This window comes from Polynucleobacter sp. MWH-Berg-3C6 (assembly GCF_018881855.1).
In the GTDB taxonomy this organism is placed as follows: Bacteria; Pseudomonadota; Gammaproteobacteria; order Burkholderiales; family Burkholderiaceae; genus Polynucleobacter.
In genome coordinates this window covers 98012-121338 of sequence record NZ_JACVPN010000001.1, presented here as the reverse complement: position 1 = coordinate 121338, position 23327 = coordinate 98012, and the positions used below count along the sequence as shown (strand labels likewise).

Genomic DNA, 23327 nt, shown 5'->3' with positions numbered 1-23327 from the left:
TTGAGCAGAACTAAATCTCTAGTTGCCAGCAACAATCGACATCACTGCCATGCGAACTGCAATACCAAAGGTGACCTGATTCAGTATCACTGACTGCGGCCCATCGGCGACTACTGAATCGATTTCTACACCACGATTCATAGGCCCCGGATGCATCACAATCGCATCTGATTTAGCCAAGGCTAAGCGGGCAGGCGTTAAACCATACTGCTTAAAGAAAGCATCCCCTTCAGGCACTTGCCCAGCTTCCATACGCTCTTTCTGAATACGCAATGTCATCACGACATCAGCATCCTTTAAGCCCTCTTCCATGCTGTGATAGACCTTGACGCCCAACATATCCAGATTGCTTGGCAATAAGCTTTCAGGGCCAATAGCGCGAATCTCCTCACAGCCCAATGTAGTCAGCGCATGAATATTTGATTTGGCTACACGACTATGAACAATGTCGCCAACAATCGCCACCTTTAAGCCTTTGAAATTCTGCTTAAAGTGGCGCATCGTGTACATGTCCAAGAGGCCTTGGGTAGGGTGTTGGTTACTACCATCTCCTGCATTCACCACGTGTACATGGGAAGGTACATGGTTCGCAATTTCAATCGGCGCCTTAGACGCGCTGTGTCGCACCACAAAAATATCTGCCTGCATCGCTACTAAGTTATCAATCGTATCGAGAAGACTTTCGCCTTTTGCGGTTGATGAAGTGGAAATATCTAAATTAATAACATCTGCAGATAGGCGCTTAGCAGCAATCTCAAAAGTGGTTCTGGTGCGTGTCGAGTTCTCAAAAAAGAGATTGAAAACGCTCTTGCCGCGCAGCAAAGGAACTTTACGAACCTCTCTAGAGGGGTCAGTAACGCTGACAAACTGCTTGGCGGTATCCAGAATATGGAGAATTTGCTCTTTAGGCAGATCCTCCAAGGTCAGAAGATGGGTTAACTCACCGGCAGCATTAAATTGATTCACCGCGTTCATTATTCACGCTCCTCAAGCTGAAAGCTGAACTTGCCAGCCGCATCTTTTTCTAAAACTAAAATTTGTTGATCGGGAACCTCAATCACTTCCCCTACAAAATTTGCAGTGATAGGTAATTCACGCTTGCCCCGATCAGCCAAGACCATTAATTCCACCTGTGCGGGCCGACCAAAGTCGAATAACTCATTCAAAGCTGCCCTCACAGTTCTGCCCGTGAGCAAGACATCATCAATCAAAATGATATTTGCTCCGTTCACATCAAAAGGCAGCTGAGTGGGCATGCTATCTGCCGTTCTCAAGGCAGTCATCCCTTTTTCTGCGTAATCATCGCGATGAAAGGCAACATTAATCACGCCAAAATGGGGCAGATTTAAATCTTTTGCTAGACGCTCCGCAATCCATGCGCCACCTATAGCCAAGCCAGCCAGCTCAAAAGGTCCACATTGCATCCTGCTTTGCAGATTTTCTAGTAATTTTTTATATAAGGATTCAGCGTTCATTCTTTAATTCCGGTGCTATTGATATTCTGTAAAATATTGCTCCAAAATGAGCGCAGCAGAATGCGCATCTAGATTGTCGTGCATCTGAGGATCTCCCTCCAAAACTGCCGATGTATAGCGCTCATCCACCCAAGTGACCGGTAAATTGAAGCGCCCGTTGACTTGGTTGCCAAAACGCTTTGCCCGAGCAGTCATCTCATGTTCAGCGCCGTCAGGGTGGGTGGGTAGCCCCACTACGATCTGATCGGGTTGCCACTCTTTTAGAAGGCTTTCGACTTCTCTAAACAGCCCGTCTGCATTTGTAGCAGCAATAGTCTTCAACGCCTGACTTGCCTTTGTCTCTGTATTACCCACTGCTACGCCAACCCGTCGCGTTCCATAATCAAAAGCCAGTATCGTCATCGGCTTCTTGAGTGGATCAGGCATGTCCTGCCTCCCCAGATAAGTGCGAGGGATCAAAGCCCAAATGACTCATTGCCTTTTCATAGCGCTGGCTTGAGGGGGTATCAAAAATAATATTGATCATTTGTTGACACGAGAGGGGCACATTCATCCACCCATTTAAGGTGATCTCCTCCTCAAGCTGGCCAGCACTCCAACCAGCATAGCCCAAAGTCATCAAAAACTTGCGGGGGCCATTCCCAATCGCAACATCCTCTAGAACATCCTTAGAGGTTGTCATTGTTAAGCCACCTGGAATAATTAATGAGGAGCTATAGGATGGACTGGGACTCGATTCATGCAAAACAAAGCCGCGCTCTACTTGCACTGGCCCACCAAAATATACGGGCTGCTCTAGTAAAGGAGCGATCTCTAATTTCAGTTCAATCTTGTCAAATAAAGTGGCTAGATCCAACTCAGTTGGTCGATTCACGACCAAACCCATCGCACCTCTCTCGGTATGCTCAAAGAGATAGATCACAGAACCTGCAAAATTAGGATCGACCATGCCAGGCATGGCAATCAGAAACTGATTGGCTAAATGATCGGCTGAAAAAGAAATTAAAGGCTCGGATGCAGACGCTGGGTCTGAAGCAGGGGGTGCTTTTTTGGCCGAACTCATATGATGCTATTTTACAGAAATTAGCCCACTATCAAGCAGTTTTTACCAATACGCCATAAGATAGGGGCTATGCAAAAAGCTCTGGTTTGGCTCCGTCGCGATCTTCGCCTATATGACAATGCCGCACTTTCCCACGCCCTAAAGGAGGCCAAACAGGTCTGGGTAAGCTTCATTTTTGATACTGACATTCTGAAGCCACTGATTCAGGGCGAGCTAGATGCCAAGGGTTTAAAACACGAGCGCCGCGTTGATTTTATTTGGCAAGGTCTCAAGCAAATCGATAAAGAGCTACGCACCATGGGCGGAGGTCTCATTGTTCGCTTTGGTAAACCCCTCGAATGCATTCCCCAGATTGCTAAAGAATTGGGTGTTGATACTGTCTTTGCTAATCACGACTATGAACCATCTGCAATTGCGCGAGATGAATCCGTGAAAGCCGTATTAGGAAAACTCAATATTCAGTTTGAAGATTTTAAAGATCAAGTAATCTTTGAGAAAAAAGAAATTCTCACCAACTCCAATACTGTTTTCTCCATCTTTACGCCGTATAAAAATAATTGGCTCAAAACACTACAAGAAAAAGATTTGGCTACTCATGAATGCAATGCTAAGCCAGGCCAATTTGCAGCCATTCCCAAAAAGCTAGACACTCCATTCCCCTCTCTGGAATCGATGGGCTTTTGCCCCACTGGTATTGAAGCCTATTTGCCGCCAGGCTCTGAAGGTGGGCAAGCATTTTTAGAAGACTTTCTTTCCCGGATTGACCAATACCAAATTGGCAGAGATTTTCCTGCCATTAAGGGCGTCAGTTATTTATCAACCCATTTGCGCTTTGGCATGCTCTCCATTAGAGGCCTAGTGCGAGAAGCGCATCGTCGCATGCTCGCTGGAAGTATGGGTGCCACGATTTGGTTAAGCGAACTCATTTGGCGTGATTTTTATTTCATGATTTTGGCTAATCACCCAAGACTTGCACAAGGCGCCTCATTTAAACCAGACTATGACAACATCGTTTGGGAAAGTGGTGCCAATGCAAAAAAACTTTTTGCAGCCTGGTGTGAAGGCAAAACAGGTTACCCGCTAGTTGATGCAGCTATGCACCAACTCAATCAAAGCGGGTATATGCACAATCGTCTGCGTATGGTGGTGGCTAGCTTTCTGACGAAAGATCTGGGTATTGACTGGCGTTGGGGCGAAGCCTATTTCGCCGAACACCTCAACGACTTTGAGCTCTCATCTAATAATGGGGGCTGGCAATGGGCCTCTTCTTCAGGTTGCGATGCTCAACCCTATTTCCGCATCTTTAATCCCATCACTCAATCAGAGAAATTTGATCCCGAAGGCAAATTTATTCGACGCTATTTACCGCAACTGGAAAAGCTCTCAAAGAAGTCGATTCATGCGCCCTGGAAAGCGGGGCATATTGAGCTTGAAGCTGCTGGCGTAGTCTTGGGTAGAGACTATGCCTTGCCCGTTGTTGATCACGACGAAGCACGCAAACAAACTTTAGTGCGTTACAGCGTAGTAAAAAAAGTGAGCGCCTAATCGTCTAGCGGAGGCTTTTCCACTAAGATAGGGGATGAGCAAAATTTATGCTGTGGGCGATGTCCAAGGATGCGCCCCCTCACTGAAAGCCCTAGTAAAAAATCTTCCCAAAAAATCAAAAATGATTTTTTTAGGAGATTTAGTAAACCGCGGCCCCGACTCTCTTGGCGCCCTAAGGCAACTGAAATCTTTACAAGAATCTGGCCAGGCTGAATGCATTCTTGGAAATCACGATCTTCACCTATTAGCAATAGATGCGGGACTTCGCAATACCAAAGGTTTAGATACGGTTGATGGAATTCTCAAGGCACCTGATCGCAAAGAACTCATGGACTGGATACGTAATCGGCCTATGGCTCTGAGTAATGGCAAGGTACTCACAGTACATGCCGGCGTTCTTCCGCAATGGGACTTACAACAAACGATTGAATGTGCACAGGAAGTTGAAAAAGCTCTGCGCAGTAAATCCTATAAGCAATTTTTAGCGAATATGTATGGCAATACCCCTAACAAATGGAGTAACTCTCTAAAAGGTTATGAGCGCCTACGCGTCATAACCAATGCGCTCACCCGCATGCGTTTTTGTACGCCGAGCGGACAGATGGAATTTGATAGTAAAGAAGGCTTAGAGAATGGTCCCAAGGGTTACATTCCCTGGTTTAAAGTACCGAAACGCAAAACTGCTAACACCCTTGTTTACTTCGGCCATTGGTCAACCTTAGGATTATTACGACGCAATAATGTGATTGGCTTAGATACTGGCTGTGTTTGGGGCGGCAAATTGACAGCCCTAGAAATTGCAGACTCCAATCAAGATTCAAAGGGCCTTGAGATTATTCAGGTGGATGGATATGACCATCCACTCAAAATGTAATTGCTACTTAAAGCTTCTTAAAGGAGCTCTCAGCTGCAGCAATAATGGCATTGACGACTTCATTGTCATGCGCAATCGAGGTGAACCCAGCCTCATACGCCGATGGCGCAAGATACACACCCTCATCTAGCATCAGATGAAAAAATTTCTTGAATGCTTCAACATCTGATTTAGTCACCGCTTCGTAGGAAGTTGGAACCTGACTCGCAAAATAGAAGCCAAACATACCACCTTCGCTATCGACTGAAAATGGAATATTTGCCTTATCTGCCGCCTGCTTCAAACCAGTCATGAGCTTTTGAGTTTGCCCACCTAGGCATTCATAAAAACCATCTCTAGAGATAATCTCTAGACTCTTCAGACCTGCCGCCACAGCCACTGGATTACCAGATAAAGTGCCTGCTTGGTATACGCTGCCTAACGGTGCAAGCTTAGACATGATTTCTTTTTTCCCACCAAAGGCTGCCATAGGCATACCACCACCCATCACTTTGCCCAAGCAAGTCAGGTCAGGGGTGATGTCCTGCAAAGACTGAGCGCCGCCTAGGGCAACCCTAAAGCCTGTCATCACTTCGTCGTAAATCAATACACTGCCATACTGATTTGTGAGATTACGAATCGCCGATAAAAATTCTTTTGAGGGCTTAATCAAATTCATATTGCCCGCAATAGGCTCCAAGATCACTGCTGCAATTTGGTCACCTTGCTTCTTAAAGACTTCCTCAATCGCGGCCACATCGTTATAGGGCAATACCAAGGTGTGCTTTACCAAGTCTTGCGGAACGCCACCAGAAGATGGTGCATTTTGAGTAGAGTCAGCAAAGGTTAATAAACCAGAGCCTGCCTTCACCAGGAGGCTGTCTGCATGACCGTGATAGCAGCCTTCAAATTTAATAATTAAGTCACGACCGGTATAGCCACGTGCAAGACGGAGCGCGCTCATCGTCGCCTCCGTACCACTCGACACCATGCGGACTTGCTCAACGCTCGGCATTACAGCGCAAATACGCTCCGCTAATTCAATCTCGCCCTCTGTGGGAGCGCCATAACTAAAACTGGTTTCTGCTGCTTTTTGCACTGCCTCTACAACCTCTGGGTTTGCATGCCCAACAATCATGGGACCCCAGGACATAATCAAATCGATATAACGCTTATTATTGGCATCCCAAAAATACGGGCCTTTGGCTTTAGTAATAAAACGGGGTGTACCACCCACCTGACGAAAAGCACGTACTGGAGAATTCACTCCACCAGGGATCGTCTTTTGAGCACGCTCAAATAAAATCTCGTTTTGATCTACCTTTGCCATCATGAGTTCCTAATTAAATCGCCATCATTTCAAAATCATCTTTGCGGGCACCACATTCTGGACAAGTCCAATTCATTGGCACATCTTTCCAGAGAGTTCCTGGGGCAATGCCCTCATCAGGCAAGCCAGCAGCCTCATCATAGACCCAGCCACAGATCAGGCACATATAGGTTTTAAATTCCATTTACTTGCTCTCCGCTCGATTTCTTTAGGATTTAATCACTAGTATCTTTATTTTAAGGGGCTTAGTCTTCAGTTGATGAAGAGCGCTTTGAATGCATCTCAAACTTAAATAAACGGCACTCTAGCGGGCCGTTAAATAACGGGGTGCGCTTAGATTCCTTAATGCGCAACTGCCCAGGCAAAGCCATATCGGCAGTTAATACAAAGACATTCCACCCACCAAAAGCATCTTTCAGGTGCTGGCCAAATTGGCGTAAAAACTCCACAAATTTAGGGTCCTGCTCCTCTTGGGCCTGAAGTTTTTTCAAAGACTCGCGACTAGAGCGCTTCGCGCTCTGACGGCCCGTCTCTAAATTCATCTCAAAACGATTCTCTGGCTCATCATACTCAGCATCACTTGAGTCACGATCCTGTGCACCACCACCTCTGCCACCTTTAATGACAAGACGTTCACCATAAGGTGGGTTTAATAACATCACACCCTCTTGAGCATTCGTTGGGGGCTTGCTTGCTAGAGCGTCAACCTGACGGACCAGCGGTTGATCTAGCAACTGTGCTCTCTGCCAATTGCCTCTAAACATGGAAACCAATTTTTCATTAATATCTCCGCCGCTAATTCTTAAGGAATCTACATTTGGATATTGCTGACGCTTGTCTAGTATTTGTGCCAAGGCAGCTTCTTTTAAATTACCCCAGCGCTTTTGCTCAGCAGCTTCATTAAAGGGCTTCAATCTCTGAAAGCCAAAGCCGTTTGCAGATGTGATGAGTGGGCGATAAGCTAATCTACTGGGCTTGGCATCATCGCCATACATCCCTGCCCGAATTGCTCCTGGTGGAATAGAGAGCGCCATCTGAGCAGCTTCAATCAAGAAAGTACCACTACCGCACATCGGATCAAATAAAGACTGGCCTGGCTTCCAACCCGTGATCGACAAGATGCCAGCAGCCAAGTTTTCTTTGAGAGGCGCATCGCCCTTCTCATCACGCCAGCCGCGCTTAAAGAGAGCCTCGCCAGAAGTATCTAAGTAAATGGTGATTTGGGTCGCAGTTAAGTGCGCCTGAACTCGCACATCTGGGAACGCCGTATCAATACTAGGGCGATCGCCAGTAACATCGCGTAAGCGATCTACGATGGCATCTTTAATTTTCAGCGTCGCAAAGTTCAAGCTCTTTAAGGGAGAGCGATGGGCAGTAACATCAACCCGCAAAGTTTGTTTAGAGGTAAACCAATCTTCCCAGGCCAAGCCGCTAGCCAATTTATAAAGATCTTCCTCTTGTCTATAGGGCGCTTGTGCCATCTGCAATAAAACGCGACTAGCAATTCTGGAATGTAAATTCAAAGCCATTGCTCCAGAAATCGGCGCTGCAAGACCAATTCCGCCTGTTGGACTAGTTGGCGTTGGATCAATCACCCAAGCCCCCAACGCTTTAGAATCCGGACGCGCCGCAATCTCTGCAAGCTCCTGAGCCAGCGGCACTTCTAAACCGCCTGGACAAACAACAAAAAATCTCATGAGGCTAACAATCTAAAAAGGGTAATCAGGAAAAGATAGGGTCGTACTTAGGGCTTAAATAGCACCAGCGCAACAACAATCACTAGCAAAATAACTGGCACTTCATTAAACCAGCGATACCAAACGCCAGACTTGGTATTCAGGCCAGCACGAAATTTCTTGAGCAAGCCAAAGCATGCATGGTGGTAGCCGATAATCAGCAAGACAAAAAATAACTTCGCATGCATCCAGACATCACCGGCACCAATACCAAAATACAGCCAGAGTATTAAACCCAGCAGAACAGCTGGCACAGCCAAGATGGTCATAAACCGAAAGAGGCGATCGGCCATACCTATAAGACGCGTATAAGCATCTACATTTTTCTCATCCGCCAAGTTCACAAAAATACGTGGCAGATAGAACAAACCCGCAAACCATGAAGTTATCAAGACAATATGAAAAGTTTTAATCCAGAGATAAGAGTTCGTCATATTTTTTAAGTGCGAATCTCGCCATGACCCATGACGATATATTTCAGTGAAGTTAAGCCGTCTAGACCTACTGGGCCACGGGCATGTAACTTGTCATTAGAAATGCCAATTTCTGCGCCCAAGCCGTACTCAAAACCATCCGCAAAACGGGTGCTGGCATTCACCATTACGCTCGCACTATCGACTTCGCGCAAGAAACGATCTGCTTGAGCTTTGTTATTGGTAATAATTGCATCGGTATGCTTGCTACCATAACGCTCGATATGATCCATGGCTTCCTCGATATCAGCGACTGTCTTGATTGACAAAATGGGTGCTAAATATTCTGTTTGCCAATCTTCTTCCGTAGCATCGACTAAGTTCTTGAAACCATTTTCTTCAAGTGTTTTGCGTGTTAAACCATCAACACGTAACTCTACACCCTTGTCTTGATAAATCTTACAAAGCGTAGGTAGCACCTTTTGCCCAACAGCCTTATTCACTAAGAGTGTTTCCATCGCATTGCATGGTGCATAACGCTGAGTTTTAGCGTTATCACAAACCTTCACTGCCATCGCAATGTCTGCATCGGCATCAATATAGGTATGGCAGATGCCATCTAGATGCTTGATCATTGGCACACGTGCTTCGGCCATCAAGCGTGCAATCAAACTCTTGCCGCCCCGTGGCACGATCACATCAATGTATTGAGTCATCGTGATCATTTCGCCAACGGCACTTCGGTCTGTCGTAGTAACCACTTGAACAGCGTCTTTAGGGAGATTTGCTGCTGCTAAGCCCTCTTGAATAATGTGAGCCAACAAAGTATTGGAATCAATTGCCTCGGAGCCGCCTCGCAAGATCACGGCATTACCTGATTTCAGACAGAGCGCAGCTGCATCAATCGTGACGTTTGGGCGTGACTCATAGATGATGCCAATAACGCCTAGTGGAACACGCATTTGACCAATTTCAATACCAGAAGCTTGCTTTTGAAAAGCAGAAATTTTGCCAATCGGATCATCTAGTGAAACGATTTGCTCAAGACCTAAAGCCATTGTTTCAATAGTCTTTGGAGTCATCGTGAGGCGATCTACAAATGCAGCATCTTGACCATTTACTTTTGCGCGCCCTACATCTTGTAAATTGACTTTCTCAATTTCACTGGCTTTTTGACGCACAAGCTTTGCAATATGTAGGAGAGCTTGATTCTTTTGTTCAGACGATGCACGCGCCATCGCACGCGATGCGCTACGTGCACGCTTGCCGATGTCTTGCATCATCTCTTGAATATTTAAAGTTGTCCCTGCACTCATATTTCTAGCTTCCTAAACCATTACCGCAATAAATTCCCCAGCAAACGTAAACCATCCCATGGGTCTGCTGGCAACTCTGCTGCATGTAGACCCTTGGACTGTCGATCTAAGCCTGCAGCAAGCTGCATTGCTCTGCGCAACTTGAGAGGTTGCACTCTTCTAATAGCAGCCGGGTATAAACGCTCTTTGTTGCCCCAAATCCGGTTGGCCCGCATGAGCTGTTGGACAGACTCCCCAGCATCACTCGCAGCCTTTAATTTAGATAGTAGCCTAAGCTCTTCGGTTACGCTCCACAAAATCAATACCAAAGGCTCGCCCTCACCTTTTAAGCCATCTAACATGCGATTTAACCTTGGCAAATCACCAGCAAGCATAGCTTCGGTTAATTCAAAAACGTTATAGCGCGCTACCTTCAAAATAGAGGATCGAATTTGCTCTTCCGTTAACTTACCTACGGGGTATAACAAACCCAATTTCAATATTTCTTGGTGGGCAGCAATCAGATTACCCTCAATCTGATCGGCAATAAACTCCAGAGCGCGCTGACCCTCAGGTCCAGCCTCAACTTCTTGATTTTGCTTCTTGAGTCGGCCAGCAATCCATGATGGCAAGTGACTGCGATCCAAGGTATCCACCTGAATAGCCATCCCGGCATCGTCTAGAGCAGTAAACCACGCAGAGGTTTTGGTTTTTCCATCTAACCTAGGTAGCACAATACAAACCACCGTATCAGGACCATTGGCACCATCTTGTTGTGAAGCGATTTGCGCAGCAAATTGTTTTAAAGCATCCGCCCCATCTCGACCTGGCTTACCAGTTGGAATGCGGAGTTCTACCCAGCGCTTATCACCAAACAAGGACATCGTTTGGCCGGCATTCATGAGAGCACTCCGGTCAAACCCGCGCTCCTGCACAAACACTTCGCGATCAGTAAATCCCAATTTTTTGGCAGTGGCACGCAACTGGTCCATTGCTTCCATCATCAATAGCGGCTCATCACCACTAAAGACATAAAGTGGCAACATAGCAGCGCCAGAACTTAATGATTTGAGATGCGTTTGTAAGGCATCAACTTTCACCATGGCAGGTCTCTATCTGTCTTTAGAAAGATCTTGCTTGTGGATTTTTAGCTGCAGCTGCAATACGACGCAAAATCTGCACAGCCAGATCTTTGCGCATCAATGTCAAGAACTGCTGCTGCTGAACATCCGTTGCCAAAACAGTGGTATTCGAGAAGTCCATATCCCTAGTCATATAGATCTCACTTTCAGGAACAACATCTCCACCGGTAATATCATAGGCTCTAAAGGTAACGCGAATATTTAAGCGATATGCAGAGATCTGGCCATTGGAGTTATAGGCCAAAATTTCTCGGCCATTAAGCTCATTGCCAACTTCTAAAATTAAATCCGCATCTTTAGGATTAATCGCAACCTTGACATCAGTACCAGTCAAAATGGCAGTTTGTAAATCAGCTCGCAATGGAGGCGAAGGATTGCCGGTAATCGCGATTGCTTTAAAGGGTACGTCAACCATTCCGCGCATGCGATAACCGCAAGCTATCAATCCACCCAAAGGTGCCGTAACAACTAAGCCAATTAATGCACGTCGAATCTGATTTGCGCTCATGTAGTTATTTTCTAGTTAGGCCACTATATTGACTAGACGTCCTGGAACAACAATCACCTTCTTCGGCATGCCACCATTGAGTGCCTTCGTTGCTGGCTCACTTTGCAATGCCAAAATTTCGATCTGCTCCTTACCAGCATCTGCTGGCACGCGAATATCGCCCCGCAACTTGCCATTAATTTGTAGCATCAAGGTGATTTCAGTTTGAACCAATGCAGCTTCATCAACTTCAGGCCAAGGTGCATCTAGGAGGGGGCTAAAGGTCTTGGCGTAACCCATTTCCTTCCACAGTACATGGGTTAAATGCGGAACCACTGGATACAGAATTCTCAACAAGATACTTAAACACTCACGCAGCACTGGTGCAGCAATAGCAGCATCTTGACCTAACTTAATTGGCTCAAGCACGTTGAGCATCTTCATCGCCGCAGAAACTACAGTGTTGTATTGACGACGTTGATAGTCAAAGTTAGCCTGCTTCAGAATGGTGTGCACTTCACGACGCAACTCTTTTTCAGCATTGTTCAAATGATTGGGTACAGAATCTTGTGCACTACGAATAGCGTCAGCCTGACTGCTTGAGTACATCCAAACCCGACGTAAGAAGCGAGAGGCTCCATCAACACCAGCACCAGACCACTCCAACTGCTGCTCTGGCGGGGCTGCGAACATGACAAATAAACGTGCAGTATCAGCACCGTAACCATCAATCAGTTCTTGAGGATCAACACCATTATTTTTACTCTTGGACATCTTCTCAACACCGCCAACCACTACCGGTATGTTTGATGCGTCGCCTTTTAATTTAGCGCCTTTGGGTCGACCTTTTTCATCCAGATCCAATTCAACATCTAAAGGATTTAACCAAGTCTTTTTGCCAGAAGAATCTTCAGAGTAATACGTTTCATTGAGCACCATGCCTTGAGTCAATAGATTCTGGAATGGCTCATCAAAAGTAATAAGTTTGAGGTCGCGCATGACCTTAGTCCAGAAACGCGCATAGAGTAAGTGCAAGATGGCATGCTCAATACCGCCGATGTATTGATCCATTGGCATCCAATACTCATTACGCTCATCGACCATGGTTTTTGCATTGGGACCGGTATAGCGCATGAAATACCAAGAAGAATCTACAAAGGTATCCATCGTGTCAGTCTCACGGCGTGCAGGCTTGCCGCACTTCGGACACTTCACATTAAGAAAATCTGCACGCTTATTTAATGGATTACCGCTACCGTCTGGAACACAGTCCTCTGGCAATACCACTGGTAAATCAGATTCTGGAACAGGCACAGCACCGCAGCCAGGATTTGCATCATCGCCACAATGAATAATCGGAATTGGAGTACCCCAATAGCGCTGACGAGAAATTCCCCAATCACGCAAACGATAGGTGGTCTTTATTTCACCAATACCCATCTTTTCTAAATCTTGAGCGACTGCACTGACAGCCTCTTCATGTGAAAGACCGTCGTATTTGTCGCTATTGAAACAAATCACACCTTCTTTTTGGGCATACCAATCTTCCCAACGGCTTGCATTAAAGATAGGCGACTCACCCTTCAGCGCAATGACTTGCTTGATTGGCAAATCGTACTTGAGTGCAAAAGCAAAATCGCGCTCATCGTGAGCAGGAACGCCCATCACAGCGCCATCGCCATAAGACATCAAGACATAATTACCAACCCAAACAGGTACTGGCTCATTCGTTAAAGGATGTGTGACATAGAGACCGGTGAACATCCCCTCTTTTTCTTGAGTGGCTAGATCAGCCTCAATCACGCTACCGGTTTTGCATTTCTCAATGAAAGCAGCGAGCGCTGGATTATTAACAGCCGCTTTTGTTGCCAATGGATGCTCTGCAGCAACTGCGCAGAAAGTAACACCCATAATGGTATCGGCACGGGTCGTGAATACATAAAGCAAGCCATCCTGAATAAAGTTGCCATGGTCATCAGCAACCTCATGCTTAAACGCAAAACGGACGCCACGACTTTTGCCAATCCAATTTTGCTGCATGGTTTTGACACGCTCAGGCCAACCCAAACCATCTAAACCAGAAAGTAATTGCTCTGCGTAGGCAGTAATGTTGAAGTAATAACCTGGGATTTCGCGTTTTTCAACCAATGCGCCGGAGCGCCAGCCACGGCCATCAATCACCTGTTCATTTGCTAAAACAGTTTGATCAATCGGGTCCCAATTGACTACTTGTGTCTTGCGGTAAGCAATTCCTTTTTCTAACATCTTCAGAAAAAGCCATTGGTTCCAACGATAGTAGTCAGGACTACAGGTGGCGACTTCTCGCGACCAATCAATGGCAAGACCCATCGCAGCCATTTGCTTTTTCATATAAGCAATGTTGTCGTAGGTCCACTTGGCAGGAGGCACTTTGTTCTGAATCGCTGCATTCTCAGCAGGCATACCAAAAGCATCCCAGCCCATCGGCATTAAAACGTTATAACCCTGCATGCGGAGCTGACGAGCCATCACATCATTGATGGTGTAGTTGCGCACATGGCCCATGTGCAACTTGCCAGATGGGTAAGGCAACATAGAGCAAGCGTAATACTTTGGCTTTTTCTTGCCAGTCGAATCTACAGCATTCTCAGAAACTTCATAGACTTGCGCACTTTCCCAATCAGCCTGTGCTGCCGCTTCAATACTGCGGTAGTCGTAATCCTTACTCATTCAAGACAACTCTTTTCTTCTATTTTTGGTCATTAGTTAATGCTGGATGCTATTTACGTAAACCTAAAACGTCTTGCATGTCATACAAGCCAGAATTTTGGCTTTGCAAGAAGCGTGCGGCACGCAAGGAACCTTGTGCATAGGATTGGCGGCTAGAGGACTTGTGGCTAATTTCAATACGCTCGCCATCACCTGCAAACAAAACGGTGTGATCACCAACAATATCGCCACCACGAATCGTTGCAAATCCAATCGAACCTTCCTTACGCTCACCAGTATGACCTTCACGGGCATACACAGCGACATCGTTTAACTTTTCACCTAAAGCCTGAGCAATAACCTCGCCCATCTTCAATGCAGTTCCTGAAGGCGCATCTACTTTATGGCGATGGTGAGCTTCAATAATTTCAATGTCATAACCTTGATTGAGCATCTTCGCGGCAATCTCAAGTAACTTGAATGTGGCATTCACGCCAACACTCATATTAGGAGCAAACACAATCGCCAACTTGGTAGATGCCTTTTTGAGGCTAGCAATTTGCTCGGCACTCAAACCCGTTGTACCAATAATCATTTTGGTGCCCGTTTTTTCTGCAACCGCTAAATGGGCCATCGTGCCTTCAGGCCTAGTGAAGTCAATTAAAAATTCAGCACCCGCTAAAACCTGGCCTACGTCAGCCGAAATCATGACGCCAGTTTTTTTACCCAAGAATGCGCCAGCATCCTCGCCCAACTGAGGGGAAGACGTGTGCTCAAGTGCGCCAACCAATTGGGCATCAGAGGTATTGAGCACGGCCTCAATCAACATCTTGCCCATGCGACCAGTTGCTCCAGCAATTGCGATCTTCATCATTTATTTCATCACTTCAAATTAAAGGTAAGTACAGTTTGACTTGGGTACCAATGCAACAATAATTCTTACTTCTTTGCCTCAGTGGCAGGCGGAACATTCATGGTGCCAGGCCCTAAAGTTTCAGGTTGCGATACAGCTTGGCCATCCGATGACTTTGAGGAACCGAATAAATCCCAAAATGCACCTTGATTTGCAGCAGGGGCTGCTGGCACAGCTGCGCCCTTTGGCAAATTATCTGTTGGGCTTGCTACCAGCAACTCTGGTTGTTGTAATGGGGGTGTTACTGGCGGCTTATTAGAGCCCGTCATAACATCCCAGAAAGAACGTTTTGTTTTGGCGTAGTTATCGATCTCAGCAACCAACTCGATTTCTGTTGGCAGTGCATCGCCTTCAAATTTGACTACTTTGTCACCATCAAAAAATACAGTGACATGACGTTCTTTAGCAATACGCTGTCCAGAACGTTTAAATTCAAAAACATAATCCCAGCGATTCGCATGGAAATAGCTGGCTAATAAGGGTGTGCCTAAGATTTGACGAATCTGCTCGCGGCTCATCCCCAATTGCAACTTTGAGTATTGCTCGCTGGAAATAAAGTTGCCCTGAACAACATCTGGAACATAAGGTCTGAACACTTTGTTCATCCAGGCGCGCTGGGTATTATCTACAGCTGAGGTACATGCGCTCAGCCCCAAAAAAGCGGTCACAGCAAAAGCGGCAAGCCCTAGGCGGTTAAAGCTATAAACCCCCGAAAAAAGAGGGTTCAAAAAACGACTAAAAAGTTCGAGGCAATTTTGCATGGCTGGCCGTATCATTAAGACATTGATTTTAGCTCCCAAAGCCATGAATACGAACCAAAACCCTACTCCTGCAGATTTGCGCGACATTGGCCTAAAGGCCACTGGTCCACGCATGAAAATTCTGGATTTTTTTCATCAAAATGGCGGCACCCACTTTAGCGCCGAAGACGTCTTTATGGCCTTGGCAAAAGAGGATCAAGAAATTGGTCTAGCCACGGTCTATCGCGTCCTCACCCAATTTGAACAGGCGGGTTTGCTGCTGCGCAGCCATTTTGAGTCCAGCAAGGGTGATAGCAGGGCAATCTATGAGCTCAATGAAGGCCAACACCACGACCATCTGGTTTGCCTTGATTGCGGCCATGTGGAGGAGTTTGTTGATGAGGCAATCGAGAAAAGACAGCGAGATATCGCCAAAAACCTCGGGTTTAAGCTCCAGGAACACTCTTTAGCAATGTACGGTCACTGCCAGAAGAAAAACTGCCGAAATAAGCAAAAATAGATGATTTTTAAGGCTTTTCAGTAGCCAGGAAATGAAAAAAGACCTCAAATTGAGGTCTTTTCTGCTTTTTAGCTACTTTTACTGAATTTTAGGCACTTTTAATTACTTTACAGCCATTAATGCTTCAGCTGCATTGAGCATCTGCACTGAATAACCCCATTCGTTGTCATACCAAGCCAATACTTTCACCAACTTTCCGTCCGCAGAAACGCGGGTCTGGGATGCGTCATAAATACTTGGGCGCGGGTCATGGTTAAAGTCGATGGAAACCAGGGGCAAGGTATTAAAGCCCAAAATACCCTTGAGCTCACCCTCACTAGCAGTCTTCAGAATGGCATTTACTTCATCCACGCTGGTAGCACGACTTGCCGCAAACGTTAAGTCAACAACGGATACGTTAATTACTGGCACGCGCATCGCAAAACCATCAAAACGACCGGCTAATGCTGGCAACACCAAACCAACCGCTTTAGCAGCGCCAGTCTTCGTTGGGATCATGCTAGTGACAGCAGAGCGTGCCCGGCGCATATCCTTGTGATACACATCAGTTAATACTTGATCATTTGTAAAGGCATGAATAGTTGTCATCAAACCAGATTCAATGCCAATTTTTTCTAACAATGGTTTGACCAAAGGCGCGAGGCAGTTGGTTGTACAGCTTGCGTTCGATACCACTACATCATTTGGCTTTAATACATTTTGATTCACGCCATAAACAATGGTTGCATCCACATCTTTTTCACCAGGAGCAGAAATTAATACTTTCTTCGCGCCCTGCTGAATATGAATCATGGCTTTTTCTTTGGAGGTAAATTTACCGGTGCACTCCAAAACCAAATCTACGCCTAACTCGCCCCAGGGTGTTTCGGCTGGATTACGAGTGCAAAACATTTTGATGCGATCGCCATTCACCACCATGTAATCACCGTCTACGCTAACCTCTGCAGGGAAGCGACCGTGCGCAGAGTCGTACTGGGTAAGGTGGGCATTGATGGCGATGTCACCCATTGCGTTGATCGCAACAATCTGAATATCACGACGTGGCTTGCCATTGATCTGATCTTCGTACAAGGCCCGCAATACCATGCGTCCGATACGACCATAACCATTAATTGCGACACGAATTGTCATTTATTTCCCCTTGCTAATATTGAATTTATTTATTTCGATTTACTTCTTCGAGATGCATTGCTTAACAGTCTTGGCAATGTGATCCACTGTCAAACCAAAATATTCATATAACTGACCTGCAGGTGCAGACTCACCGAAAGTATCTACGCCATGCACTGCTGCACATCCATACTTCCACCAGAAGTCTGTCACGCCTGCCTCAACAGCAATACGTGGAATCTTAGCGGGCAATACCTTCGCTTTATATGCAGCATCTTGCTGATCAAAAGCCGTAGTTGATGGCATAGAAACCACGCGAATACCAAGCCCATCTTTTTGTAAGCGCTCTGCTGTTTGCAAAGCGAGTGCGATTTCAGAGCCGGTAGCAATGATGACTGCATCAATCTTTCCAGATTGTGGATCGCGTAAGACATAGCCGCCACGTGCAATGTCTTTCATTTGCTGGCTATTGCGAGAAACAAATGGGCAGTTCTGACGGCTGAAAATCAAGGCGCTAGGGCCATTCTTACGCTCGATAGCAGAACCCCAAGCTACCGCGCTCTCCGTGGTGTCACAAGGGCGCCAAACCATCAGGTTCGGGATTAATCGCAAGCTAGAAACATGCTCCACAGATTGATGGGTTGGGCCATCCTCTCCAAGACCAATAGAGTCATGGGTGAAAACAAAGATACTCCGTAACTTCATCAGTGCAGCCATCCGTAAAGCATTGCGGCTGTAATCTGAGAAAGTTAAGAAGGTGCCCCCAAATGGAATGTAGCCACCATGTAGAGCAATACCATTCATGATGGCGCTCATACCAAATTCGCGTACACCATAATTTATGTGGTTACCCCATTGGTCACCACGCACTGGCTTACAGGAAGACCAATTGGTCAGGTTTGATCCCGTTAAATCAGCAGAGCCTCCCATGAATTCTGGTAAAGCTGGTGCTAATGCTTCAATCGCATTTTGACTAGCCTTACGAGTAGCAATCGTTTCCGCTTTAGATTGGCAAGTCTTTAAGTACGCATTCAGCGTGGCTGAAAAGTCTTTTGACAAATCCCCTTGCATACGACGTTGTAACTCAGAGGCAAGTTCTGGGAATTTAGTTTTGTATTTCTGAAAATCTTTATTCCACTCATGCTCAGCAGCTTGGCCACGCTTTTTGAAATCCCATGCAGCATAAATATCCTTTGGAACTTCAAACGGTGCATATGGCCAATTCAATGCAACACGAGTTGCAGCAATTTCTGTTGCGCCCAATGGCGAACCATGCACCTTATCGCTACCAGCCATATTCGGCGAGCCTTGGCCAATGGCCGTCTTACAGCAAATGAGTGTTGGCTTGTCGCTCTTTTTAGCCTTCGTAATTGCAGCAGAAACTGCTTCCGCATCATGGCCATCAACATTGCGAATGACATTCCAGTTGTAAGCCTCAAAACGCTTAGGCGTATCTTCGTTAAACCAAGAAACTACCTTGCCATCAATTGAGATACCGTTGTCATCCCAAAGTGCAATCAACTTATTCAGTTTTAATGTGCCAGCCAAAGAACACACTTCATGGCTAATACCTTCCATCAAACAACCATCACCTAAAAATACATAGGTGTAGTGGTCAATGATATTGAGACCGGGACGATTAAATTCTTCTGCTAATAATTTTTCAGCAAGCGCCATACCTACTGCATTGGAAATACCTTGACCAAGTGGACCAGTAGTTGTTTCAACGCCAGGTGTAATTCCATACTCAGGATGGCCTGGGGTTTTACTGTGCAATTGACGGAAATTTTTTAACTCTTCAATCGGTAAGTCATATCCGGAAAGATGCAATAAGGAATACAGCAACATCGAGCCATGACCATTGGACAAAACAAAACGATCACGATCAATCCAATGGGGATCAGTTGGATTGTGTTTTAGATGTTCATTCCAAAGCCCAACAGCAATATCAGCCATTCCCATTGGCATACCAGGGTGACCGGAATTTGCCTGTTGAACAGCATCCATGGATAAAGCACGTATGGCATTAGCCATGCGAATTTGAAGGTTTGACATCGTAAAAGTGCTCTCGAGGAAAATAAATTGGCTATATTTCAGTAATGCCTCAATTTTATCTTCCCGGGCCATGGGAATCCCAAAAGCCAACTACCCTCACCGCTGAGGTCGCCCATCACTTACGAGTTCGGCGTATCCAGAGCGGGGAATCCTTTCCCGTATTTGATGGTAAGGGGCAGGTAGCCCAGGCCGAACTGCTGTCTTTAACCGGAAAAACAGGTCAAGTTCAACTCAGCGATATCCGCAATGACACCCACCGCGAGACCCCTTACTCCATTACATTGGCCCAAGGCTTGGCTGGCGGCGACAAAATGGACTGGATTGTCGAGAAAGCCGTTGAAACTGGAGCCCAAGTTATTGCCCCCATGCAGTGTGAGCGCTCCATCTTAAAACTCACCCGCTCAAGCGATCAGGAGCGCGCCCAAAAACGTCTTAGCCATTGGGAGGGAATTGTTCAGGCAGCCTGCGAACAATGCGATCGAACAGTATTTGCCTCAATAGAACCTATTCAAACTTTTGATGCCTATTTAAAGTCGAATTCAACACCGGCATTAAAGCTACTCTTAAGTCCTGATGCCACGAAAAGTATGTATTCCGTTCTCATAGAAAATACTCCTCAAGATATTGTTCTGATGATCGGACCAGAAGGTGGTCACTCACCAGAAGAAGAGGCTCAAGCTCAAGCTGCGGGCTATCAAATTGTTTCGCTTGGAGAGCGTGTACTCAGAACAGAAACTGCGGGAATCGTTGCTATTACAACCGTCCACAGTATCTGGAACCCTGAAATGCAAAATCGCCTCAGATAGAGGCGATTCGTGGGTTTGCAGTCTGCTAGCGATTAAGCAAAAGAATAGAAAACCCGATATGGTGTGCGGCGCTCAGCCCAAAAATCAACAGCATCACGGAAAACATCTAAGAGGGTTTCACGCGCTTCTTTGTCAAATTTCTGTGTGCATGGCAAGCCTTCGAGAACAACGACAAATCCAGGTTGTTGACCTGCTTTATCTGTAGTTGTAGTCAATGCATCCAATAAAGGATCAAAGTTTTTGGCTTGTTGCTTTGTAAAGGTGTAAGCAATTGCAATTGCTTCGAGAACCTCACCCTTGGTCATTGCATTTGTGCAATTGGCGTAGATGAAATGTTGACCGAGTTCAGTTGCTGCTTCCTGTAAATCTGGAGTACGAAAAGCACGAATTGATTGCACAATATTAGTGCGCACACTGCGCAACATTGCCGGCGGTCCGGCATCGCGAACGGCCAAAGCGGCACGCCAAGAAGCTGTCACTTTTTTCCCCGAAACTTGATTTGCTGCATAGGTTTGTAAACGAGATAAACCGCCTTGGGCATAAACATTGGCAGCGGATGATTCAGTTTCTAGTCGATCATTACTGTCCCAACTTTCAGCGCGGCTATGTTCTTCGAAGCTGGCTAAATCGGTGTTTTCAATGCGATTATTCATGATGGGTGTTAGGTTACCCGTAACACGCCATCAAATCAAGCCCAAATACAGTGCATTTTATATAAACCATTGATTTATATAGGATAAATATATGTAAGCTATTACTAACTTACATATACCCAAATGGCTTAGGAGATGCCTCTCGCGTTGCCAGCAGCCTCTACTACTGCCAAAGTTGTCACATTGACGATCCGGCGAACCGTGGCTGCTGGAGTCAGAATATGGATTGGTTTAGCCACACCCAGCAACAATGGACCGATTGCAATACCGTTACCCGCAGCCGTTTTTAACAAATTGTAAGAAATGTTGGCAGCGTCAATATTTGGCAGAACGAGAAGATTTGCATCCCCCTTCAGCGGCGAAGAGGTCACGGCACCAGCGCGAATCGATTCATCTAAAGCGCTATCGCCATGCATTTCACCATCAACTTCTAAATCAGGTGCTGCTTTTTGAATTAATGCCAACACTTCACGCATTTTGACTGCAGAAGGTGCATTACTGGAACCAAAGTTCGAGTGGGATAGCAATGCTACTTTTGGCACAATGCCCAATTTACGCATTTCACTGGCAGCCATCAAAGTCAATTCTGCCAACTCTTCAGCAGTTGGATCAATATTGATGTGTGTATCTACCAAAAATACTTGGCGCCCCGGAAGAATTAATCCAGACATAGCACCATAGACATTTGCGCCAGGCTCACGACCTACTACCTCATCAACATATTTCAGATGTGTTGCGGAATTACCGATCGTTCCACAAATCATGCCATCCGCCATGCCTTTGATGATCATGATTGAGCCAATCAAAGTATTGCGACGACGCATCTCCAGTTTGGCAAAAGACTCAGTAACACCTTTGCGCTCGGTCAAATCTAAATAGGTTTGCCAGAAATCACGGAAACGCGCGTCATTTTCTGGATTAACAACTTCAAAGTCATCGCCCATCTTCATACGCAGACCAAACTTATCAATGCGGTGCTCGATCACTGCGGGACGACCAATCAAAATCGGGGTGGCAAGGTGCTCGTCAATAATGATTTGGACTGCACGTAATACGCGCTCATCTTCACCCTCAGCAAACACAATCCGTTTTTGATTTGGGGCTACTCGCTTCGCAATACTAAAGAGCGGCTTCATCAAAGTACCAGAGTGGTACACAAACTGTTGCAGCTGATTGCGGTAAGCATCGAAATCTTTAATCGGACGCAAGGCAACGCCGTCATCCATAGCAGCCTTTGCTACTGCGGGAGCAATCACCGTGATCAAACGTGGATCAAACGGCTTCGGAATTAAATACTCTGGACCAAAAGAGAGGTTCTCGATGCCATAAACAGAAGCTACAACTTCGCTCTGCTCTGCTTGTGCCAACTCTGCTACAGCCTTTACCGCTGCGACTTCCATGCCACGAGTAATTGTTGTGGCGCCCACGTCCAACGCACCGCGGAAGATGAATGGGAAGCACAAAACGTTATTTACTTGATTTGGGTAATCAGTACGACCCGTTGCCATCACTGCGTCTGGGCGAACTGCTTTTACTTCTTCAGGCAGAATTTCTGGGGTTGGGTTTGCCAAGGCATAAACCAATGGCTTCGGCGCCATCTTCTTCACCATGTCTTGCTTCAATACACCGCCAGCAGAAAGGCCTAAGAAAATATCAGCACCTTCAATTGCTTGATCTAAGGTACGTAATTCTGTTTCTTGGCAGAACGGCTCTTTCTCTGGATCCATTAATTCTTTACGGCCCTTATAAGCAACGCCAGCTAAATCGGTTACCCAAATATTTTTACGTGGAATGCCAAGATCAACCAAGAGATCTAAGCAGGCCAAGGCAGCTGCGCCTGCACCAGATGTCACAAGCTTTACATTACTCACATCCTTACCAACAACCTTTAAGCCATTCAGGATGGCCGCTGCAACCACAATCGCAGTACCGTGCTGATCATCATGAAAGACCGGAATCTTCATGCGAGCTTGTAACTTGCGCTCGACTACAAAGCAATCTGGCGCTTTGATATCTTCCAGGTTAATACCGCCAAAAGTTGGCTCTAATGCAGCAATGATTTCAACCAACTTATCGGGATCATTTTCATTGACTTCGATATCAAACACGTCAATGCCAGCAAATTTCTTAAAGAGAACCGCTTTACCTTCCATGACTGGCTTACTTGCCAATGGTCCAATATTTCCTAAACCCAGAACAGCGGTACCGTTCGTAATCACGCCAACTAAATTTCCGCGCGCGGTGTATTTGAAAGCATTGGCGGGATCTTTAACAATCTCTTCACAGGGTGCAGCTACACCTGGGGTGTAAGCAAGGGCTAAATCGCGCTGATTAGTTAATTGCTTAGTTGGGGCAATCTCAATCTTGCCCGGGGTCGGAAACTCGTGATACTGGAGAGCAGCCTCTCTTAAGGCTGCAATTTGTTGCTCTTTATTGTTTTCTTTGCTCATCAGCGTGCTCTTTGGTAAGACGGATTTAAGTGTTCAATTCTATTCCTCTCGAG

At 46.1% G+C, this 23327-nt stretch carries 22 protein-coding genes; 4 read left to right on the top strand and 18 right to left on the bottom strand.

Going from position 1 to position 23327, the window contains the following annotated elements; translation table 11 throughout:
* Nucleotides 1-18 precede the first annotated feature (18 nt).
* From ICN13_RS00600 to ICN13_RS00585, 4 genes are read right to left on the bottom strand one after another with little or no spacing between them, the layout of a single operon-like run.
* Nucleotides 19-975: an aspartate carbamoyltransferase catalytic subunit gene (locus tag ICN13_RS00600; protein ID WP_216138117.1), complete on the bottom strand. Its 957-nt coding sequence runs from the start codon at nucleotides 973-975 to the stop codon at nucleotides 19-21.
* Complete coding sequence (gene pyrR / locus ICN13_RS00595) at nucleotides 975-1475, bottom strand: bifunctional pyr operon transcriptional regulator/uracil phosphoribosyltransferase PyrR (protein WP_216138116.1); 501 nt, start codon at nucleotides 1473-1475, stop codon at nucleotides 975-977. Before pyrR ends, ICN13_RS00600 begins: the two co-directional genes overlap by 1 nt.
* 15 nt (nucleotides 1476-1490) lie before the next feature.
* Nucleotides 1491-1901 carry a Holliday junction resolvase RuvX gene (gene ruvX / locus ICN13_RS00590; RefSeq protein WP_216138115.1) on the bottom strand — a complete coding sequence of 137 codons (411 nt, stop codon included), beginning with the start codon at nucleotides 1899-1901 and terminating at the stop codon, nucleotides 1491-1493.
* Complete coding sequence (locus ICN13_RS00585; RefSeq protein ID WP_216139239.1) at nucleotides 1894-2478, bottom strand: YqgE/AlgH family protein; 585 nt, start codon at nucleotides 2476-2478, stop codon at nucleotides 1894-1896. Before ICN13_RS00585 ends, ruvX begins: the two co-directional genes overlap by 8 nt.
* A gap of 129 nt (nucleotides 2479-2607) precedes the next feature.
* Here ICN13_RS00585 and ICN13_RS00580 point away from each other — a divergent pair, with 129 nt between their 5' ends.
* Both ICN13_RS00580 and ICN13_RS00575 read left to right on the top strand, forming a co-directional pair.
* Complete coding sequence (locus tag ICN13_RS00580) at nucleotides 2608-4083, top strand: deoxyribodipyrimidine photo-lyase (RefSeq protein ID WP_216138114.1); 1476 nt, start codon at nucleotides 2608-2610, stop codon at nucleotides 4081-4083.
* A 34-nt stretch (nucleotides 4084-4117) separates the two neighbouring features.
* Nucleotides 4118-4957, top strand: a complete 840-nt coding sequence (locus ICN13_RS00575; RefSeq protein WP_216138112.1) for a symmetrical bis(5'-nucleosyl)-tetraphosphatase — start codon at nucleotides 4118-4120, stop codon at nucleotides 4955-4957.
* Nucleotides 4958-4964: 7 nt separating this feature from the next.
* Here ICN13_RS00575 and hemL read toward each other — a convergent pair whose 3' ends face one another.
* The 10 genes from hemL to ICN13_RS00525 form a co-directional block, all read right to left on the bottom strand.
* Nucleotides 4965-6266 carry a glutamate-1-semialdehyde 2,1-aminomutase gene (gene hemL / locus ICN13_RS00570; protein ID WP_216138106.1) on the bottom strand — a complete coding sequence of 434 codons (1302 nt, stop codon included), beginning with the start codon at nucleotides 6264-6266 and terminating at the stop codon, nucleotides 4965-4967.
* A 13-nt stretch (nucleotides 6267-6279) separates the two neighbouring features.
* Nucleotides 6280-6450: a rubredoxin gene (locus ICN13_RS00565; protein WP_068947854.1), complete on the bottom strand. Its 171-nt coding sequence runs from the start codon at nucleotides 6448-6450 to the stop codon at nucleotides 6280-6282.
* A gap of 61 nt (nucleotides 6451-6511) precedes the next feature.
* Nucleotides 6512-7963 (bottom strand): class I SAM-dependent RNA methyltransferase, encoded by a 1452-nt coding sequence (locus ICN13_RS00560; protein WP_216138104.1) that lies wholly within the window; start codon nucleotides 7961-7963, stop codon nucleotides 6512-6514.
* Nucleotides 7964-8010: 47 nt separating this feature from the next.
* Complete coding sequence (locus ICN13_RS00555; protein ID WP_216138102.1) at nucleotides 8011-8436, bottom strand: CopD family protein; 426 nt, start codon at nucleotides 8434-8436, stop codon at nucleotides 8011-8013.
* 5 nt (nucleotides 8437-8441) lie between these two features.
* Nucleotides 8442-9731, bottom strand: a complete 1290-nt coding sequence (locus ICN13_RS00550; RefSeq protein WP_216138100.1) for a glutamate-5-semialdehyde dehydrogenase — start codon at nucleotides 9729-9731, stop codon at nucleotides 8442-8444.
* A gap of 20 nt (nucleotides 9732-9751) precedes the next feature.
* Complete coding sequence (gene holA, locus ICN13_RS00545; protein WP_216138098.1) at nucleotides 9752-10813, bottom strand: DNA polymerase III subunit delta; 1062 nt, start codon at nucleotides 10811-10813, stop codon at nucleotides 9752-9754.
* Nucleotides 10814-10832: 19 nt separating this feature from the next.
* Nucleotides 10833-11360: an LPS assembly lipoprotein LptE gene (gene lptE, locus ICN13_RS00540; protein ID WP_216138096.1), complete on the bottom strand. Its 528-nt coding sequence runs from the start codon at nucleotides 11358-11360 to the stop codon at nucleotides 10833-10835.
* Nucleotides 11361-11375: 15 nt separating this feature from the next.
* Nucleotides 11376-14048 (bottom strand): leucine--tRNA ligase, encoded by a 2673-nt coding sequence (leuS, locus tag ICN13_RS00535; protein WP_216138094.1) that lies wholly within the window; start codon nucleotides 14046-14048, stop codon nucleotides 11376-11378.
* Between the two features lie 49 nt (nucleotides 14049-14097).
* Nucleotides 14098-14898: a 4-hydroxy-tetrahydrodipicolinate reductase gene (dapB, locus tag ICN13_RS00530; protein ID WP_216139238.1), complete on the bottom strand. Its 801-nt coding sequence runs from the start codon at nucleotides 14896-14898 to the stop codon at nucleotides 14098-14100.
* A 68-nt stretch (nucleotides 14899-14966) separates the two neighbouring features.
* Entirely contained in the window at nucleotides 14967-15545 is a 579-nt protein-coding gene (locus tag ICN13_RS00525) for an outer membrane protein assembly factor BamE (RefSeq protein WP_255533972.1), read from the bottom strand.
* 199 nt (nucleotides 15546-15744) lie between these two features.
* On the opposite strand from ICN13_RS00525, the gene fur reads away from it, so the two are divergent.
* Nucleotides 15745-16200 carry a ferric iron uptake transcriptional regulator gene (gene fur, locus ICN13_RS00520; RefSeq protein WP_216139237.1) on the top strand — a complete coding sequence of 152 codons (456 nt, stop codon included), beginning with the start codon at nucleotides 15745-15747 and terminating at the stop codon, nucleotides 16198-16200.
* 102 nt (nucleotides 16201-16302) lie between these two features.
* Here the strand turns inward: fur and gap are convergent, their stop codons facing one another.
* Both gap and tkt read right to left on the bottom strand, forming a co-directional pair.
* Nucleotides 16303-17331, bottom strand: a complete 1029-nt coding sequence (gene gap, locus ICN13_RS00515) for a type I glyceraldehyde-3-phosphate dehydrogenase (RefSeq protein WP_216138091.1) — start codon at nucleotides 17329-17331, stop codon at nucleotides 16303-16305.
* Nucleotides 17332-17370: 39 nt separating this feature from the next.
* A complete protein-coding gene (gene tkt / locus ICN13_RS00510) occupies nucleotides 17371-19365 on the bottom strand; it encodes a transketolase (RefSeq protein WP_216139236.1) in 1995 nt (664 codons plus the stop codon).
* A gap of 44 nt (nucleotides 19366-19409) precedes the next feature.
* Between tkt and ICN13_RS00505 the strand changes: the two genes are divergently transcribed.
* Complete coding sequence (locus ICN13_RS00505; protein WP_216138089.1) at nucleotides 19410-20171, top strand: 16S rRNA (uracil(1498)-N(3))-methyltransferase; 762 nt, start codon at nucleotides 19410-19412, stop codon at nucleotides 20169-20171.
* A gap of 32 nt (nucleotides 20172-20203) precedes the next feature.
* Here ICN13_RS00505 and ICN13_RS00500 read toward each other — a convergent pair whose 3' ends face one another.
* Nucleotides 20204-20824, bottom strand: coding sequence for a barstar family protein (locus ICN13_RS00500; RefSeq protein ID WP_087908935.1), 621 nt, complete (start codon nucleotides 20822-20824; stop codon nucleotides 20204-20206).
* A gap of 128 nt (nucleotides 20825-20952) precedes the next feature.
* The gene (locus ICN13_RS00495; protein WP_216138087.1) at nucleotides 20953-23274 is read right to left on the bottom strand and encodes an NADP-dependent malic enzyme; all 2322 of its coding nucleotides are present in this window, start codon (nucleotides 23272-23274) and stop codon (nucleotides 20953-20955) included.
* Between the last annotated feature and the right edge of the window lie 53 nt (nucleotides 23275-23327).

Bases quoted from the DNA above. Each gene is read 5' to 3' on its own strand.
- ICN13_RS00600 (WP_216138117.1), bottom strand. From the start codon at position 975: ATGAACGCGGTGAATCAATTTAATGCTGCCGGTGAGTTAACCCATCTT.
- pyrR (WP_216138116.1), bottom strand. From the start codon at position 1,475: ATGAACGCTGAATCCTTATATAAAAAATTACTAGAAAATCTGCAAAGC.
- ruvX (WP_216138115.1), bottom strand. From the start codon at position 1,901: ATGCCTGATCCACTCAAGAAGCCGATGACGATACTGGCTTTTGATTAT.
- ICN13_RS00580 (WP_216138114.1), top strand. From the start codon at position 2,608: ATGCAAAAAGCTCTGGTTTGGCTCCGTCGCGATCTTCGCCTATATGAC.
- ICN13_RS00575 (WP_216138112.1), top strand. From the start codon at position 4,118: ATGAGCAAAATTTATGCTGTGGGCGATGTCCAAGGATGCGCCCCCTCA.
- hemL (WP_216138106.1), bottom strand. From the start codon at position 6,266: ATGGCAAAGGTAGATCAAAACGAGATTTTATTTGAGCGTGCTCAAAAG.
- ICN13_RS00565 (WP_068947854.1), bottom strand. From the start codon at position 6,450: ATGGAATTTAAAACCTATATGTGCCTGATCTGTGGCTGGGTCTATGAT.
- ICN13_RS00560 (WP_216138104.1), bottom strand. From the start codon at position 7,963: ATGAGATTTTTTGTTGTTTGTCCAGGCGGTTTAGAAGTGCCGCTGGCT.
- ICN13_RS00555 (WP_216138102.1), bottom strand. From the start codon at position 8,436: ATGACGAACTCTTATCTCTGGATTAAAACTTTTCATATTGTCTTGATA.
- ICN13_RS00550 (WP_216138100.1), bottom strand. From the start codon at position 9,731: ATGAGTGCAGGGACAACTTTAAATATTCAAGAGATGATGCAAGACATC.
- holA (WP_216138098.1), bottom strand. From the start codon at position 10,813: ATGGTGAAAGTTGATGCCTTACAAACGCATCTCAAATCATTAAGTTCT.
- lptE (WP_216138096.1), bottom strand. From the start codon at position 11,360: ATGAGCGCAAATCAGATTCGACGTGCATTAATTGGCTTAGTTGTTACG.
- leuS (WP_216138094.1), bottom strand. From the start codon at position 14,048: ATGAGTAAGGATTACGACTACCGCAGTATTGAAGCGGCAGCACAGGCT.
- dapB (WP_216139238.1), bottom strand. From the start codon at position 14,898: ATGAAGATCGCAATTGCTGGAGCAACTGGTCGCATGGGCAAGATGTTG.
- ICN13_RS00525 (WP_255533972.1), bottom strand. From the start codon at position 15,545: ATGAACAAAGTGTTCAGACCTTATGTTCCAGATGTTGTTCAGGGCAAC.
- fur (WP_216139237.1), top strand. From the start codon at position 15,745: ATGAATACGAACCAAAACCCTACTCCTGCAGATTTGCGCGACATTGGC.
- gap (WP_216138091.1), bottom strand. From the start codon at position 17,331: ATGACAATTCGTGTCGCAATTAATGGTTATGGTCGTATCGGACGCATG.
- tkt (WP_216139236.1), bottom strand. From the start codon at position 19,365: ATGTCAAACCTTCAAATTCGCATGGCTAATGCCATACGTGCTTTATCC.
- ICN13_RS00505 (WP_216138089.1), top strand. From the start codon at position 19,410: ATGCCTCAATTTTATCTTCCCGGGCCATGGGAATCCCAAAAGCCAACT.
- ICN13_RS00500 (WP_087908935.1), bottom strand. From the start codon at position 20,824: ATGAATAATCGCATTGAAAACACCGATTTAGCCAGCTTCGAAGAACAT.
- ICN13_RS00495 (WP_216138087.1), bottom strand. From the start codon at position 23,274: ATGAGCAAAGAAAACAATAAAGAGCAACAAATTGCAGCCTTAAGAGAG.